General features: G+C 73.5%; 13 protein-coding genes, 1 tRNA gene and 2 pseudogenes. 7 read left to right on the top strand and 9 right to left on the bottom strand.

Annotated features, from left to right (window positions below):
• Window positions 1-58: 58 nt before the first annotated feature.
• From eno to FU792_RS16955, 5 genes and pseudogenes are all read left to right on the top strand, one after another.
• A pseudogene (gene eno, locus FU792_RS02810) lies at window positions 59-1341 on the top strand (phosphopyruvate hydratase).
• Window positions 1342-1470: 129 nt separating this feature from the next.
• On the top strand, window positions 1471-2010 hold the full coding sequence (locus FU792_RS02815) for an FtsB family cell division protein (RefSeq protein ID WP_052327765.1): 540 nt from the start codon (window positions 1471-1473) through the stop codon (window positions 2008-2010).
• A gap of 23 nt (window positions 2011-2033) precedes the next feature.
• A complete protein-coding gene (locus FU792_RS02820; protein WP_022924471.1) occupies window positions 2034-2684 on the top strand; it encodes a DUF501 domain-containing protein in 651 nt (216 codons plus the stop codon).
• A pseudogene (locus FU792_RS02825) lies at window positions 2681-3639 on the top strand (Ppx/GppA phosphatase family protein). The gene FU792_RS02820 and the pseudogene FU792_RS02825 overlap by 4 nt, the downstream one beginning before the upstream one ends.
• A gap of 164 nt (window positions 3640-3803) precedes the next feature.
• Entirely contained in the window at window positions 3804-3962 is a 159-nt protein-coding gene (locus FU792_RS16955; protein ID WP_022924469.1) for a hypothetical protein, read from the top strand.
• Window positions 3963-3971: 9 nt separating this feature from the next.
• Here the strand turns inward: FU792_RS16955 and FU792_RS02830 are convergent, their stop codons facing one another.
• The 5 genes from FU792_RS02830 to FU792_RS17250 all read right to left on the bottom strand — a co-directional run bounded on the left by FU792_RS02830 (window position 3972) and on the right by FU792_RS17250 (window position 7670).
• The gene (locus FU792_RS02830) at window positions 3972-4799 is read right to left on the bottom strand and encodes a uracil-DNA glycosylase (RefSeq protein ID WP_022924468.1); all 828 of its coding nucleotides are present in this window, start codon (window positions 4797-4799) and stop codon (window positions 3972-3974) included.
• 68 nt (window positions 4800-4867) lie between these two features.
• Window positions 4868-4941 (bottom strand) — tRNA-Leu (locus tag FU792_RS02835).
• Window positions 4942-4981: 40 nt separating this feature from the next.
• The gene (locus tag FU792_RS17240) at window positions 4982-5209 is read right to left on the bottom strand and encodes a hypothetical protein (RefSeq protein WP_202980395.1); all 228 of its coding nucleotides are present in this window, start codon (window positions 5207-5209) and stop codon (window positions 4982-4984) included.
• Window positions 5176-6117, bottom strand: a complete 942-nt coding sequence (locus tag FU792_RS17245) for a hypothetical protein (RefSeq protein ID WP_202980396.1) — start codon at window positions 6115-6117, stop codon at window positions 5176-5178. The genes FU792_RS17240 and FU792_RS17245 overlap by 34 nt, the downstream gene beginning before the upstream one ends.
• Window positions 6114-7670, bottom strand: coding sequence for a M14 family zinc carboxypeptidase (locus FU792_RS17250; protein ID WP_338101147.1), 1557 nt, complete (start codon window positions 7668-7670; stop codon window positions 6114-6116). The genes FU792_RS17245 and FU792_RS17250 overlap by 4 nt, the downstream gene beginning before the upstream one ends.
• Between FU792_RS17250 and FU792_RS02845 the strand changes: the two genes are divergently transcribed.
• Both FU792_RS02845 and FU792_RS02850 read left to right on the top strand, forming a co-directional pair.
• Window positions 7642-8535, top strand: coding sequence for a Bax inhibitor-1/YccA family protein (locus FU792_RS02845; protein ID WP_022924466.1), 894 nt, complete (start codon window positions 7642-7644; stop codon window positions 8533-8535). The genes FU792_RS17250 and FU792_RS02845 overlap by 29 nt on opposite strands.
• A gap of 23 nt (window positions 8536-8558) precedes the next feature.
• Window positions 8559-8891, top strand: a complete 333-nt coding sequence (locus FU792_RS02850) for a hypothetical protein (protein ID WP_022924465.1) — start codon at window positions 8559-8561, stop codon at window positions 8889-8891.
• Window positions 8892-8904: 13 nt separating this feature from the next.
• On the opposite strand, the gene FU792_RS02855 is transcribed toward FU792_RS02850, so the two are convergent.
• From FU792_RS02855 to FU792_RS02870, 4 genes are all read right to left on the bottom strand, one after another.
• A complete protein-coding gene (locus FU792_RS02855) occupies window positions 8905-9894 on the bottom strand; it encodes a DUF808 domain-containing protein (RefSeq protein ID WP_022924464.1) in 990 nt (329 codons plus the stop codon).
• Between the two features lie 156 nt (window positions 9895-10050).
• Complete coding sequence (locus FU792_RS02860; RefSeq protein WP_022924463.1) at window positions 10051-11274, bottom strand: acetyl-CoA C-acetyltransferase; 1224 nt, start codon at window positions 11272-11274, stop codon at window positions 10051-10053.
• A 162-nt stretch (window positions 11275-11436) separates the two neighbouring features.
• The gene (locus tag FU792_RS02865; RefSeq protein WP_022924462.1) at window positions 11437-12408 is read right to left on the bottom strand and encodes an NAD-dependent epimerase/dehydratase family protein; all 972 of its coding nucleotides are present in this window, start codon (window positions 12406-12408) and stop codon (window positions 11437-11439) included.
• On the bottom strand, window positions 12408-15125 hold the full coding sequence (locus tag FU792_RS02870; protein WP_149814533.1) for an alpha/beta fold hydrolase: 2718 nt from the start codon (window positions 15123-15125) through the stop codon (window positions 12408-12410). Before FU792_RS02870 ends, FU792_RS02865 begins: the two co-directional genes overlap by 1 nt.
• Between the last annotated feature and the right edge of the window lie 20 nt (window positions 15126-15145).

A 15145-nucleotide genomic window follows, 5' to 3' on the forward strand; every position in this document is an offset into this window, starting at 1 on the left:
ACGACATACCGCCGGTGCTGCCGGTCGATCCCCAGACGCCCCCGCGAAAGGAGCGCACATGGCTGCCATCGATGCCATCATCGCCCGCGAGATCCTCGACTCCCGAGGCAACCCCACCGTCGAGGTGGAGGTCGGCCTGGACGACGGCACCGTCGCCCGCGCCGCCGTCCCCTCCGGTGCCTCGACCGGTGCCTTCGAGGCGGTGGAGCGCCGTGACGGTGACGACAGCCGCTACCTCGGCAAGGGTGTGGAGAACGCCGTCGCCGCGGTGATGGACGACCTCGAGCCGCGGTTGCTCGGCTTCGACGCCTCCGAGCAGCGCCTCGTCGACACCGAGATGCTGGCCGCCGACGGCACCGACAACAAGGGCGAGATCGGCGCCAACGCCATCCTCGGCGTCTCGCTGGCCGTCGCCAAGGCCGCGGCGGACTCTGCCGGGCTCCCGCTGTTCCGCTACGTCGGCGGCCCCAACGCCCACGTCCTGCCGGTGCCGATGATGAACATCCTCAACGGCGGCTCGCACGCCGACTCCAACGTCGACATCCAGGAGTTCATGATCGCCCCGATCGGCGCGCCGAGCTTCCGCGAGGCGCTGCGCTGGGGCACCGAGGTCTACCACGCGCTCAAGGGCGTGCTGAAGTCCCGCAAGCTCAACACCGGGCTCGGCGACGAGGGCGGCTTCGCCCCCGACCTGGAGTCCAACCGGGCCGCGCTCGACCTCATCATGGAGGCCATCAAGAAGGCCGGCTACACCCCCGGCTCGGACATCGCGCTCGCGCTCGACGTCGCGGCCACCGAGTTCTGCGAGAAGGGGAAGTACACCTTCGAGGGCAAGAAGCGCAAGCCTGCCGACATGGTCAAGTACTACGCCGAGCTCGTCGACGCCTACCCGCTCGTCTCCATCGAGGACCCGCTGGACGAGGACGACTGGGAGGGCTGGGCGCAGATGACCGCGCAGCTCGGCGACCAGGTCCAGCTCGTGGGCGACGACCTCTTCGTGACCAACCCCGAGCGGCTGCAGCGCGGCATCACACCGACCGCGCCGCCAACGCGCTGCTGGTCAAGGTCAACCAGATCGGCTCGCTCACCGAGACCCTGGACGCGGTCGCGCTCGCCCAGAGCAACGGCTTCCGCTGCATGATGAGCCACCGCTCCGGCGAGACCGAGGACGTCACCATCGCCGACCTCGCGGTCGCCACCAACTGCGGGCAGATCAAGACCGGGGCCCCGGCGCGCTCGGAGCGGGTCGCGAAGTACAACCAGCTGCTGCGCATCGAGGAGGAGCTCGACGACGCTGCGGTGTATGCCGGCGCCGGCGCCTTCCCTCGCTTCCGCGGCTGAGCCCGGTCCGTCGCGCCCGGGCCGGCGTTCCGCTCGCCGCCCGGCGCGGCGTCCCCGCACCCGCTGACCACGGGCATACCCTGGCCACACCTGTCACACCCCTCCCACCCGCACGCCCGAGGAGCATCCATGAGCACGGCCCGCGGCCCCCGCGACCGGCGCACCTCGCGCGCCGGCAGCAGGCCGACGGGTCCCGCGCGCCGCACCTCCTCGCGACCGGGTGGCCGGTCCCGTGCCGCGACGCTGCCCAGCGCGCGGCAGGCGCCGGTGCACGTGCGCCGGCTCATCACCCTCGGCGTGCTCCTCGTCGTCATGGCGCTCGTCGTCGCCCCCGCGCTGTCCGGCTTCCTGCGGCAGCGCGCCGACATCACCGCCCTGCACCAGGAGATCGAGACCGAGCGCGAGGAGATCGCCGCGCTGGAGACCGAGCTGGAGCGCTGGGAGGACGACGACTACGTCGAGCAGCAGGCCCGTGAGCGGCTGCGTTTCGTCAAGGAGGGCGAGACCGCCTTCACGGTCATCGACGACACCGGGAGCGACTACACTGAGACGTTGCCAGGAATGGCCCCGGTGAGCGATGACGTGATTGCCGACAGCCCGTGGTACGGCCAGGTGTGGGAATCCGTGAAGATCGCGAACGAAGGGCTCCCCGAGACCACGGAGCCGTGAGCAACGGCCCCGCAGAGAAGGACATGAGCGAACTCGACCGCACCACGCTGGACGAGACCCCCACCGAGGAGGATCTCGAGGTCATCCGGCGCCAGCTCGGACGGGAACCGCGCGGCGTCGTGGCCATCGTGCACCGGTGCCCCTGCGGCTGCCCCACCGTGATCCGCACCGAGCCTCGGCTGCCGGACGGCACCCCCTTCCCCACCAGCTTCTACGCCACCTGCCCCAAACTGACCGGCGCCATCTCCACCCTCGAGAGCGAGGGGCTGATGAAGCAGATGTCGCGGCGGCTGGCGGAGGACCAGAGCCTGCGCTGGGAGTATGCCCAGGCGCACGACGACTACCTGCGCCGCCGCGAGGAGCTCCTCCACGTCCCCGAGATCGCGGGTATCAGCGCCGGCGGCATGCCCAACCGGGTCAAGTGCCTGCACGTGCTCGTGGCGCACAGCCTCGGGGCCGGTCCCGGGGTCAACCCGCTCGGCGACGAGGCGATCGCGGCCCTGCCGACCTGGTGGGAGGGCGGCTGCTGCTCCGGCGTCTCGGCGGTCGAGGACGAGCGCTGCGACTCCTGCCCCAAGCACCACCCGCTGCCCGAGGCCGAGCAGGCCCACCCCGCGGCGCAGGAGGTCGCCGACGACGCGCCCCGCGGGCGCCAGGGCGGGTCCGCCGCATGACGCGCGTGGGTGCCGTCGACTGCGGCACCAACTCGATCCGGCTGCTCGTCGCCGACCTCGAGGCCGGCCCCGACGGGCCCGCGCTGCGCGAGGTGCACCGCGAGATGCAGATCGTGCGGCTGGGTGAGGGCATCGACGCGACCGGGCGATCAGCGAGGCCGCGATGCAGCGGACGCTCGCGGCCGCGCAGGGGTATGCCGACCAGTGCCGTGAGGCGGGCTGCGAGCGCGTCCGCTTCGTGGCCACCTCGGCCTCGCGCGACGCCTCGAACGCGGCCGACTTCGTGGCCGGCGTCCAGGAGGCCTTCGCCGGCTTCGACGTGACGCCCGAGGTCGTGAGCGGCGAGGAGGAGGCGGCGCTGTCCTTCGCCGGGGCCACCGGGCCGCTGCGGGGGCACGGTGCCCCGGGCCCCTACCTCGTCGTCGACATCGGCGGGGGCTCGACCGAGTTCGTCCTCGGGGACGAGGCGGGCACGGGGGTTGCCGCCGCTCGCTCGGTGGACATCGGCTGCGTCCGGCTGACCGAGCGTCACCTGCGCGACGACCCGCCAAGCGAGGACCAGGTCTGGGCGGCCCTCTCCGACATCGTGCGCGCGGTCGACGAGGTGGCCTCGACGGTCGACCTCACCGGGGTGGGCACGCTGGTGGGGCTGGCGGGGTCGGTGACGACCGTGACCGCGCACGCGCTGGACCTGCCGGCATACCGGCGCGAGGCCATCCACGGTGCCGAGCTCGAGGTCGACCGCGTGGTCGACGCCTGCACCGACCTTCTGCTGAGCCCGCGGTCGCGACGGCGCGAGCTGCCGTTCATGCACGAGGGCAGGGTCGACGTCATCGGGGCCGGAGCCCTGGTGTGGCGGACCGTGGTGCAGCGGGTGGCGCACGACTCCGGGCTGGCGACCGTGCGTGCCTCGGAGACCGACATCCTCGACGGCATCGCCCTCTCCCTGGCCTGAGTCGTCCACACCTCGCGCGCCGGACCCGGTCCTGACCCAGGACCGACCGTCCTCGTGACGGCGTGTCCGAGGGGTCCTCGGCACTCATACTGCCGAGGGCCCCTCATCCATGTGCCGCCGTATCTGGCACGGCCCCGGTCCTCGGCACCCCCGGAGGACGAATCATGCCGGACACCCACCAGACCTGGCAGGTCGAGCACCTGCCCCACGACCTGAGCTGCCTGAGCTGCACCCACCCGGTGCACACCTACCTGCCGTGCGGCGAGGGATGCGACTGCCCACCGGTCGTCATGCCGGGCGCCGCGGCCGCCACCGCTGCGTGAGCCGTGCCCTCACAGGCGGGCGACGACGTCGTCCAGCATGGTCTCGGTGAGGCGGCCGGTGAAGGTGTTCTGCTGGCTGACGTGATAGCTGCCGACCAGCCGGATCTCCCGACCCGAGCCGGTGGTGAGCCGCGCCTGCGCGCCGTGGCCGAAGCGCGGCTTGGGACGTGGCACCTCCCACCCGAGCGTGCGCGCGGCGACGAGGAACGCGTCCCACCCGATCCCGCCCAGGGCGAGGACCGAGCGCAGGCTCGGCTCGGCCAGGGCGAGCTCGCGCTGCAGCCAGATCCCGCAGGTATGCCGCTCGGCCGGCGTCGGCGCGTTGTCCGGTGGGGCGCAGTGGACCGCGGCGGTGATGCGGACGGTGCCCAGGGTGAGGCCGTCCCCCGCGTGCGTGGACGAGGCCTGGCTGGCGTAGCCGGCACGGTGCAGCGCGGCATAGATCCAGTCTCCGGAGCGGTCCCCGGTGAAGATGCGCCCGGTCCGGTTGGCCCCGTGCGCCGCGGGCGCCAGGCCGACGACGAGGACCTGCGGGTGAGGGTCGCCGAGGCCCGGCGCAGGACGCCCCCAGTAGGGCTGGTCGGCATAGGCGGCCCGTCGCGTGCTCGCGACCTCCTCACGCCACGTGACCAGGCGCGGACAGGCGGCGCACACGCTGACCCGGGCGTCGAGAGTGGCCAGGTCGCGGGCCCCGGCGGCCAGCCGGCGCACCCCGCCCTCGGAACGCGCGACGCGGGTGCCGGGGTCGGCCGGGTCCTGCGGCCAGCCCGTGCCGGGCGGGACGGGCGAGGGGAACTCGTGACCGGTGACCGGGTGCGGGTCGGTGCGCGCGGGCATACCCCCATCCTGCCGCCCCACGCCCACGGCGCGGAGCGCAGGAGTCGTCGTCACCGATCTGCGACAGGTGCCCCCGGCGGGACTCGAACCCGCACTGCGCCCATTTTAAGTGGGCTGCCTCTGCCGATTGGGCTACGGGGGCAGGATCCGGACGCCGGACGCCTGATGGAGGGCCGCCCGGCCTACCGACCGGCGCCGGTCCAGAGTACGGCGCGGGCGACGAGGGCGAACTGGCCCTTGGGGTGGGCCCGGAAGAGCGGCTCGCTGCCGAGGAGCACCGCGCGGGAGTCCTCGCCGTCGTGGCTGATCGCGAGCGGCTGACCCGCGCCGGCCTCCGGGCCGCCCTCACCGCTGGGCGTCGGCCTCCAGTGCCCGCTCACCACGGGGTCCGCACCGAGTCGCTGGTCCACCCGCACGTCGTCGCCCAGGTCGGAGAACCAGACGGGGGAGTAGACGAAGGTGTGAGGTGTTGCGCCGGAGGCGACCGGACTCTCCTGGTCGTTGTCCACCCGGACGACACCGTTGGCGTCACCGCGTCGCCGCGCACCGGCGTCGCCTCGATCACTCCGAGGGAGTTGGCCAGGCTGGTGCCCGCCACACCGCGCCCCACGAGGCCGCCCCCCTCCGCGACGAAGTCCCGCAGCTCGGCACGGGCCTCCTCGTCGAGGTCGTCCCAGGCGAGGCCGCTGGAGACATACAGCGCGTCGAGCTCGGTCAGGTCCATCCCGTCGTTGAGCGACCCGGTGCTCACCTCGCGCGCGGTCAGACCCATCTCGCCGAAGGCCCACCGCTCCTCGGCACTGCCGGCCACGCCGACCGTCCGGGCCGAGGGGTCCAGCGGCTCGCCGGAGGCCTGCCGGGGCGCCGCGTCGAGCTCCACCCCGAACCGCCGGACCACGTTGCCCGCGGCCCAGGTGTAGCTGCGCGGCACGAGCACTCGGCCGTCCTCGAGCAGCTCCAGCGGGACCCCCTGCTCCAGCAGCAGGCTCACGGCCTGCACGTCGGCGGGGTCGGTCATCGGCAGCGTCCAGCCGCTGCGGCTGCGGGGCAGCGAGCCCTCGCGATCCACCTCGTCGACGACACGACCCCGGATCCGCAGCGGGTCGCCCTCGGGCACGGTGACCACGTCGGCACCCCAGAGCAGCCCGTGGCTCCACCCGGAGATGTCGTACATCGCGTCCACCCGGTCGGAGATGTCGGTGCCCCGGCCGAGCAGCGTGTTCGCCATCCCGCGCTTGGCCTGGTGCATGTCGACGACATAGCTCCCCGCGGGATAGCTGCGGCCCGACAGCGTGGCGGAGCGCGTCAGCCGCGTCACCTCGACGTCGTTGGCGAGCAGGTGCTCGACCAGCCGGACGGTCGCCGGGGCCGACCGCTGCTGGTCGCCGACGGGATGACGTAGGCGCGCGGGTAGGTCGTGGTGTAGACGTCCTCGGGCCCGATGACCCCGTCGAAGAGACCCTCCTCGACCGGCGTCTGCGGCTCGCCGGCCTCGCCCCGCCGGAAGATCTCGATGTGGTCGGCGAGCAGCTCGTCACGGTGCGTGGCGGCATACTCCAGCGTCGCGGTGACCGCCGCGTGCGCGATGTCGGTGTTGATCCGCGAGCGGCGCTCCAGCTCCTCCACGGGCAGGTCGTAGGAGGAGTTGTTGACCCGCAGCGGCACCTCGATCGTGTGCGCGACGGCCCCGTGCAGCGCGGCGTACTGCGGGGTGAAGATCGGCGGCCAGTCATCCCAGCCCTCGTCCCAGTCGCGCAGCGGCACCTGGACCGGCTCGACCCCGTCGTCGGCGTCGTAGCCGAGCCCGTTGATCGCCTCCTCCATGCCGAGGCCGTTGGGATAGGCGTGCTCGATGAAGAGGTCGTACTCGTAGTTCTCCCCGTGCGGCGGGGTCGTCGGCTCCACCAGGGTCCCGTTGACGTAGCCGTGCAGGTCGAGCATGAGCGCGGGCTGCGTCGCGATGAGCGCGTCCCGCACCGCGATCGTCTCCGGCTGGGTGGCGGTGACGAAGTCGCGGTTGAGGTCGAAGCCGGCGCTGTTGCGGCGGGTGTTGCCGTGCCGGCCGTCCGGGTTCATCGTCACGACGAGGTGGATGCGCGAGCGCTCGAGGAGATCCACGACCTGGGGGTCCTCGCTGGTCGCGTAGTCCTCCACGAGCCGCAGGGCTGCGTCGGTGCCCTCGAACTCGTTGCCGTGGATGTTGGCGTTGACGAAGACGGGGAGCTTGTAGCGCTTGCCGAGCTGCCGGTCGCGGGCCGCCCGGGCGGGGTCGTCCGTGATGAGGTCGCGCAGCCGCTCCTGCTGCCGGGCCTGGCCCGGGTCTCGGGCGCGGTCAGGGTGACGAGGACGACGTCGCGGCCGCCCCCGGTCTGCGTGATGACCTCGGCGGAGACACGGTCGGAGCCGGCCATCGCGGCGTTCAGCCGCCGCGAGACGTCGTGGTATGCCGTCAGCCCGGGTTTCAGCGCCGCGTCGGTGTCGTCGACCGGCGGCTCGGGCAGCGGCTCCTGGCGCGGGTAGGGGGTGCCGTCGCCCGGGTGGGTGGTGACCGGGGTCGTGAGGACGTCGCCCGAGGGTGCGGCGCCGGCCGTGACGGGGGCACCGAGCAGCCCGGCGGACATCGCCAGGGCCAGGGCGCCGGTGAGCGCGCGGGTGCCGGTGCGGCGCGGCATACCCTCCTTCGGACGGGAGCCGCCAGGATAGCCGCACCCGGTGACACGGACCAGATCGATGCCGCGAGCGTGATGAGCGCGCGGAATCCTTCTGTCGGCCCGCGCGTTTATGCTGGTGACACCTGACATCGCGGTCGCTCGACCGCGGTGCCGTACGACTTGGAGGTTCCATGGCCGTCAACCCGGTCTTCAACCGCATCGACAAGGAGGCCGCCCAGGGCGGGTATGCCGGCTTCGGCCAGCAGTCCGGCGGCTACGCGCAGCAGGGGTACGGCCAGGCGCAGGGCGCACCGCCCATGCCGACCGGCTACCAGCCCGGCCCGAGCGAGACCATGTCCGAGCAGCAGCTGCAGGACATGTACGACCAGGCCCCTGCCGGCCCCGCGCAGACCGGTCGCCTCACCCTCGACGACGTCGTCGTCAAGAGCCTCATGCTCTTCGGCGTCGTCGTGGCGGTCGCCGCCGCGACCTGGATGTTCGTCGGCCCGCGACCGGAGGTCGCCATGCCGATCTGGCTGGTCGGCATGTTCGGCTCGCTGGCGCTGAGCTTCGCCATCGGCTTCAGCAAGAAGGTGAACGTCGGCCTCATCCTCGTGCACGCCGTGCTGCAGGGCGCCTTCCTTGGTGCCGTCAGCTCGACCTTCGAGTTGATGTTCCCCGGTGTCGTCACCACTGCGGTGGTCGCCACCTTGGCGACCTTCGCCGGCATGTTCATCGGCTGGAAGGCCGGCTTCATCAAGGTCACCAGCAAGTCCCGCCGGATCTTCGGCATGGCCGCGATGGGCTACATGGTCTTCCTGCTCGTCAACATCGGCGCCAGCTTCCTCGGCTTCGGCGACGGCTGGGGAATCTACAGCGGGCCGCTCGGCATCCTCGTCTCGCTACTCGGCGTGGGCCTGGCGTCCTACTCGCTGGCCGTCGACTTCGACTCCGTGGACCGCGCGGTCAGCGGCGGTGCTCCGGAGAAGTACTCCTGGCTGCTGGGCCACGGCCTGGTCGCCAGTCTGGTGTGGCTCTACATCGAGTTCCTGCGGCTCTTCGCGATCCTGCAGAGCAGCGACTGAGCCTCTCTGGCTCGGCACACCTCGTGTCCGGTCTGCGGTCCGTCGGCAGTTCCTCTGCCGGCGGGCCGTCTGCGTCCCGTGCTGCCGACACCGAGCTGGAGCGGGTCGCGCTGCGCTGGGCGCAGCTCCCGGTGGACCGCGCGCTCCGGGCATACCCGGCACTGCGGCGACTGGTGCAGGAGCTCGCGGACGAGACCGCCCGCGTGACCGGTCAGCCGCAGGAGGGCGTCCCCGACCTCGGTCCGGCCGTGGTCATCGACCAGTTGCGGGTGATGATCTACGACCGCCGCGAGGCGGGCCTTCCCGACGAGGCTGTGCGTGAGCGCCTTCGTGCCGTGCGGCGCTCGCTTCCCTGATCGCTCGACGCTGTCAATGGCTGTCGGCGCCGGCGTGCGCGGCGCCGCTGTCGCTCCCGTGGTCCTCGTCCTTGCCGCCGAACGGCAGGACCGAGACGATGCCGACGATGAGCAATCCGACGAGCAGGCCGAGGATCGCCGAGAAGAAGGTGTTGGTCAGCCAGGTGAGGAAGCCGGCGATCGCGGGGATGAGCCCGGCGACGACCTCCTCGGCGTGGTGCACGAACTCGTAGATCGGGTGGAAGCCGAGCTCGTCGATGCCGACGAGCAGGATGTGCCCGCCGACCCAGAGCATCGCGACGACACCCACGATGGACAGGGTCCGAAGGACGATCGGCATCGCCTTGACCAGGCCGCGCCCGAACTTCTGGGTCCCCTCGGACTCGCGCTGCGACAGGTTCAGCCCGATGTCGTCCATCTTGACGATGAGCGCGACGGCGCCGTAGATCAGGGCCGTGATGGCGAGGGCCACGACGACGAGGACGATGGCGCGGTTGAGCAGCGGCTCCTCGGACACCTCGTTGAGCGCGATGACCATGATCTCGGCGGAGAGGATGAAGTCGGTGCGGATCGCCCCCGAGGTGACCTTCTGCTCCGCCTCCGGACCCGTCTCGACGGCCGGCTCGTCGTGCGACGCGTCGTGCCCCACGCCCAGCCACTCCAGCACCTTGTGCGCGCCCTCGTAGGAGAGGTAGCAGCCGCCGACCATGAGGATGGGCGTGAGCAACCAGGGGAGGAAGACGCTGAGCAGCAGCGCCGCCGGCACGATGAAGAGCAACTTGTTGCGGATCGAGCCGATCGCGATCGTCTTGATCATCGGCAGCTCGCGGCTGGGGTCGACGCCGCTGACGTAGCGCGGCGTCACCGCCGCGTCGTCGATGATGACGCCGGCCGCCTTGGAGCCGGCCCGGCCGGCCGCAGCGCTGATGTCGTCCACGGACGCGGCGGCGACGCGGGCGATGGCCGCGATGTCGTCGAGCAGTGCAGCGAGGCCAGCGGCCATCGGGTCACCTCACAGGAAGCAGCGGATCGGTCCGCGTCAGGCTACCTGCCGGGGCGCGCGTCTGCCGCATACCGCGCGGCCGGTCCGCCGCAGACCACGCGGCCGGTCCGCCGCAGACCGCGCGGCCGGTCCGCCGCATACCGTGCGGCCGGTCGGTCAGGAGAGGCGCTCGATCACCATCGCCATGCCCTGGCCGCCGCCGACGCACATGGTCTCCAGCCCGAACTGCCCGTCGTGGGTCTGCAGCGCGTTGATGAGCGTGGTCGAGATGCGGGCGCCGGTGGAGCCGAAGGGGTGCCCCAGCGCGATGGCGCCGCCGTGGACGTTGAGCTTGTCCTCGTCCATGCCCAGCGCGTCGGCCGAGCCGAGGACCTGCACCGCGAAGGCCTCGTTGATCTCGTAGAGGTCCATGTCGCCGATGCTCATGCCCGCACGCTCCAGCGCCTGCGTGCTCGCCTCGATCGGCCCCAGGCCCATGATCTCCGGGGAGAGCGCCGAGACGCCGGTGGAGACCACGCGCGCCAGCGGGGTCAGGCCGAGCTCCTTGGCCCGGGTGTCGCTCATGACGACCAGGGCGGCCGCTCCGTCGTTGAGCGGGCAGCAGTTGCCGGCGGTGACCGTGCCGTCCTCGCGGAAGACCGGCTGCAGCTGGCTGACCTTCTCCAGGGTGACCCCGGCACGAGGGCCGTCGTCGGTGCTGACCACCGTCCCGTCGGCGAGCGTGACCGGCGCGATCTCGCGGGCGAAGACACCGTCGGCGATGGCCTTCTCGGCGCGGTTCTGGCTGCGGACGCCCCACTCGTCCTGGCGCTGCCGGGAGATGCCGAGGGAGGTGGCGACGTTCTCGGCGGTCTGGCCCATGGCGATGTAGACGTCGGGCAGGCCGCCCTGCTCGCGCGGGTCGGTCCAGGTCTCGTTGCTCGCGGCCATCGCCTCGGTCCGGGCGACGGCGTCGGCGAAGAGCGGGTTGCGCCACGACTCCTTGCCACCGCCGGCGCCGGAGAAGTCGGCATACCGCGACACGCACTCGACCCCGGCGCTGATGAAGACGTCGCCCTCCCCGGCCTTGATCGCGTGCAGCGCCTGCCGGGTCGTCTGGACCGAGCTGGCGCAGAAGCGGTTGACGGTCGAGCCGGGCACCCCGTCCAGGCCCAGCAGCACGCCGACGACGCGCGCCATGTTGAAGCCGTGCTCGCCCCACGGCTCGGCGCAGCCGAGGTAGAGGTCCTCCACGGTGGTCGGATCGAGCTCGGGCACCTGCTCCAGCGCGGCGCGGATGACGCCGGCGGCCAGGTCATCCGGCCGCGCGGTCGTCAGCGACCCCTTGAAGGCGCGACCGATGGGGGTGCGGGCGGCGGCGACGATGACGGCCTCGGGCATGGGGTCCTCCTTGACGCGAGCGGTATGCCGTGAGTCTAGGTGAGCGCCGCGGCGCCGCCGGGGGAGAGGTCCCGGCGGTGCCGCTCCCGACGTGCGCGACTGCACCGGTTGTGTGCTCAGAACCGCTGATGTGGCGACATGACCGCTGCAGGCGCACAGAGCTCAGAGGCGGGTGAGGCCCTCGTCGACGCTCACCCGCGGGCGCCAGTCGAGCACCTCGCGGGTGTGCCGTTGGTCGAACCAGTGCGCGGTCGAGAGCTGCTCGGCCAGGAAGCGGGTCATCGGCGGCTGGGTGATGGTCGGCAGGCCGGGGACCCGCTCGGACAGCGCGGTCACTCCCTCGACCGCCGCCCCGAGGCCCCAGGCCAGGGGGGTGGGCAGGCGCAGCCGCGGTGCCGGTGCCCCGACCGCGCGGCAGATGTCACCGACGAGCTCGCCGATCGGCCGCGGCTCGCCGTTGGTCACGACCAGGGCCTGGCCGCGCGCGACGTCGATGCGGTCCAGTGCAGCGACCAGGGCCTCGGCGGCGTTGTCGACATAGGTCGTGTCCACGAGCGCGGTGCCCGGGCCGACCAGCGCGAGCCGGCCCTGGTGGGCGCGCTGCGCGATGCGGCCGACGAGCTGGGTGTCGCCCGGCCCCCAGACCAGGTGCGGCCGCACGGCGGTGACCGCGAGGTCGGGGGAGTCGGCCTCGAGGGCGAAGAGCTCGGCCGCGGCCTTGGTCCGGGCGTAGTGCCCGCGGGCGCGCATCGGGCTGGCGGGGGTTGCGCCCGCCCCGGCCAGCGAGTGGCCGCTGTGCGCGACCGAGGGAGAGCTGACCTGCACGAGCCGGCCACCGCCGTGGTCGCGCAGCGCCTCGATGACCCGGCGGGTGCCGCGCACGTTGACGTCGACGAAGTCGCGCCACGGGCCGACCACGTCCACCTTGGCCGCCAGGTGCACCACCGCGTCCTGCCCCCGCACCGCGCGCTCCACGGCGTCAGGGTCGCGGATGTCGCCGAGCGACTCGCGGTGCCGACCCCCGGCGGTCCGGCGCTGCATGACGGTCACGTCCCAGCCCTGGTGGGCGAGCAGGTCGGCGGTCGCGCCCCCGAGCATCCCGCTCGCACCGGTGACGAGCACCCGCCCGCCCATCAGCGGCTCCTGCGCCGGGGTGCCCGGGCGCGACCCCGGCCGGCAAGCACGTCGCGCAGCCGGTCGGTCGTCCGGCGACCGTGGAGGATCCCCTCGGCCCAGTCCGCGAGGGCGCCGCGGTCGACCTTGCTCGCGTGCCGGACGTCCACCGGGAGCCAGTCGCGCACGAGCACGGCAGCCACCGGGACGCCTGCCGCGGCCCGCGCCCGTGCGGCGAGGTCTGGGCCGGCCAGCGCCCCGGCGCCGGCAGCGGCCCCGGTGACGCGCGCGAGAGGCCCGCCCCGGTGACCCGGCACGAGCACGAGCACGACGAGCTGCGCCCCGATCGGGCCGACCCCGACGACGGCGACGTCGACCAGCCCGGGAACCTCCCGCACCCGGTCCTCGACAGGGTAGGGGGTCACCGGTCCGTCCGCCGTCGTGAGCACGTGGGCCAGCCGCCCCTCCACCCAGAGCCGACCGTCCTCGTCCAGGTGTCCCACGTCGCCGGTGCGGTGCCAGCCGGTCGGACGGTCGCTGTGCTCCTGCGCGGCCCAGCGGCGGTCGTAGCGGTCCTTGACGTGCGGGCCGCGCACGACGATCTCGCCGACCACACCCGGTCCTGTCTCGAGCTCCTCCGCGGGTATGCCGTCCGGCCCCAGTGCGGCCACACCCACCTCGACGCCCGGCACGGGTCGTCCCACGCAGACCCCGTCCTGCGCGGTGAGCTCGTCGGTCGCGGTCGCGGTGGGGTCGTGCGTGGCGACGGGAAGCGCCTCGGTCATCCCGTAGGGCGTCTGCGTCTGCGCACCGGGCAGCACCTCCTGGACCTCGCGCAGCAGGTCCGGCGGCACCGGCGCGCCGGCGGAGAGCACCAGCCGCACGCCGCCGAGAACCCCCCGCTGGTCAGCGGTGAGCGACCCGGCGGTCGCGACGACGTTGCGCAGGGCGGCCGGCGCGGCGAAGACCATCGTGGCGTCGACCGCGGCGACCGCCTCGACCAGCCCGGTCGCCGTCAACGTGTGGGGAGCCGTGACGTCCATGTCCGGGACGGCGCTCGGCAGCCCCAGCGCAGGGCCGTAGAGCGCGAACGGCGCGAACGCCGCGACGAAGCGCTCGCCCGGGCCGAAGCCGAAGGTCTCCCGCAGCAGCGCGACCTGGGCGCCCAGGCCGCGCCGGGTGTAGACGACCCCCTTCGGCGGGCCGGTCGCACCCGAGGTGAACAGGATCGCCCCGTCGGCCTCGTCGTCGAGCCGGTCCGGGAGCGGGCCGGTCCCGCCGCGGCCCTCGTCCGCCAGCGCGTCCAGGCCTCCCCCGTCGGTGCGGATCCGTGACCCCGGGACCCGGGTCGCCGCCGCGAGAGCCAGCGCACGGCCGATGCCGACGACGTGCGCCGGCCCCGCGCCGGACAGCGCCGCGGCGAGCCGGCGCAGCCCCAGCCCGGCGTCCGCGACGACCACGACGGCGCCGAGGCGCCACACGGCATACACGACCGTCGTCAGGTCCACCCCGGGTGGCACGAGCACGGCCACGCGGTCACCCGGCTGCACGCCTCGGGCCGCCAGGCCGCGGGCCACGGCGTCCACCCGCTCGTCCAGCTCGCCGAAGGTCACCCGCCGCTCGCCCTCGCCGAGCTCGACGATCGCGACCTCGTCCGGTCTGCTCGTGTCGACCCGGACCGGCACCACGGCCGCACTCCCACCCTGAGCCGTCCCCTCGGCCCCGTCGTCGTGCGAGGCCCGTGCCCCGTCCCCGCCGACCCGTCGCCGCACCCAGTCCCAGACGACCCCGACACCCTCGGGGGAGTCCTCGAGGACGAGATGCGACGCGGTGGGGTAGACCTGCACGTCGGCGTGCGGCAGCCGCCGCAGCAGGTCCTCCAGGTAGCGCTGCGAGAAGACCGGGTCGCGGGTGCCCCAGACCAGCAGCGCCGGCACGTCCAGCGTCGCCGTGCCGGCGGCGATGTCGTCGAGCGTCCTCCGGCTGGGGTGGTCGGGGTCGAAGGGGATGTCCCGGACGAAGTCGGCGACGGCGTCGCGGCGCGCGGCGCTCGCGTAGGGCGCCGCGAAGGCGTCGCGCACGTCGCGGGCCAGCGCCGGCCGGGACAGGGCGGTCGTCGCCCGGACGAAGGCGGGGGTGGTGCGGCACACCTGCGCGAGCAGCATCGGGGCACGCGCGAGCCGGATGACGGCCGGCGCCGCGTGCTCGACCGGCTGGTGCACGGCGGTGTTGGTCAGCACCACGGCCGCGAGCTGCTTCCGGTGCGCCAGGGCCCAGCCCAGGCTGACCGGTCCGCCCCAGTCGTGGGCCAGCGTGACCACGGGTCCGGTGAGCCCGAGGGCGTCGGTGAGACCCCCGAGGTCGGCGACGCGCTGGCCCAGCGTGCGGGGGGTGCCGGGGCGCTCGGACCAGCCCATCCCGAGCTGGTCGACCGCGACCACGCGCCAGCCGGGCGGCGACTGCGCCAGCACCCGGCGCCACAGGTAGGACCACGTCGGGTTGCCGTGGACCGCGAGGACCGTCCCGACGGGCTCGACCCCCTCCGCCTCGAGCGCGGGGCCGTTGTCGAGCACGTGCCACCGCCGGGTCCGCCCTTCGGCGTCCCGGGCCAGCACGACCCGCGACCAGTCGCGCTCGAGCCCGGGCAGCGGCGCGGACGGGAGACCGACCCGGTCGTGCGCGGCGCGGCGCGCCGGATCCTCGATCCGGTGGGTGGGGGAGGGGTGCGGCACGGCCACGCTCAGCTGGGCTCGGCCCG

The sequence above is a fragment of the Serinicoccus marinus DSM 15273 genome (assembly GCF_008386315.1).
GTDB lineage: Bacteria > Actinomycetota > Actinomycetes > Actinomycetales > Dermatophilaceae > Ornithinicoccus > Ornithinicoccus marinus.

What these genes read in the sequence shown, in the direction of transcription:
- FU792_RS02815 (WP_052327765.1), top strand. Translation starts at nt 1,471, where the DNA reads ATGAGCACGGCCCGCGGCCCCCGCGACCGGCGCACCTCGCGCGCCGGC.
- FU792_RS02820 (WP_022924471.1), top strand. Translation starts at nt 2,034, where the DNA reads ATGAGCGAACTCGACCGCACCACGCTGGACGAGACCCCCACCGAGGAG.
- FU792_RS16955 (WP_022924469.1), top strand. Translation starts at nt 3,804, where the DNA reads ATGCCGGACACCCACCAGACCTGGCAGGTCGAGCACCTGCCCCACGAC.
- FU792_RS02830 (WP_022924468.1), bottom strand. Translation starts at nt 4,799, where the DNA reads ATGCCCGCGCGCACCGACCCGCACCCGGTCACCGGTCACGAGTTCCCC.
- FU792_RS02845 (WP_022924466.1), top strand. Translation starts at nt 7,642, where the DNA reads ATGGCCGTCAACCCGGTCTTCAACCGCATCGACAAGGAGGCCGCCCAG.
- FU792_RS17250 (WP_338101147.1), bottom strand. Translation starts at nt 7,670, where the DNA reads ATGCGGTTGAAGACCGGGTTGACGGCCATGGAACCTCCAAGTCGTACG.
- FU792_RS02855 (WP_022924464.1), bottom strand. Translation starts at nt 9,894, where the DNA reads ATGGCCGCTGGCCTCGCTGCACTGCTCGACGACATCGCGGCCATCGCC.
- FU792_RS02860 (WP_022924463.1), bottom strand. Translation starts at nt 11,274, where the DNA reads ATGCCCGAGGCCGTCATCGTCGCCGCCGCCCGCACCCCCATCGGTCGC.
- FU792_RS02865 (WP_022924462.1), bottom strand. Translation starts at nt 12,408, where the DNA reads ATGGGCGGGCGGGTGCTCGTCACCGGTGCGAGCGGGATGCTCGGGGGC.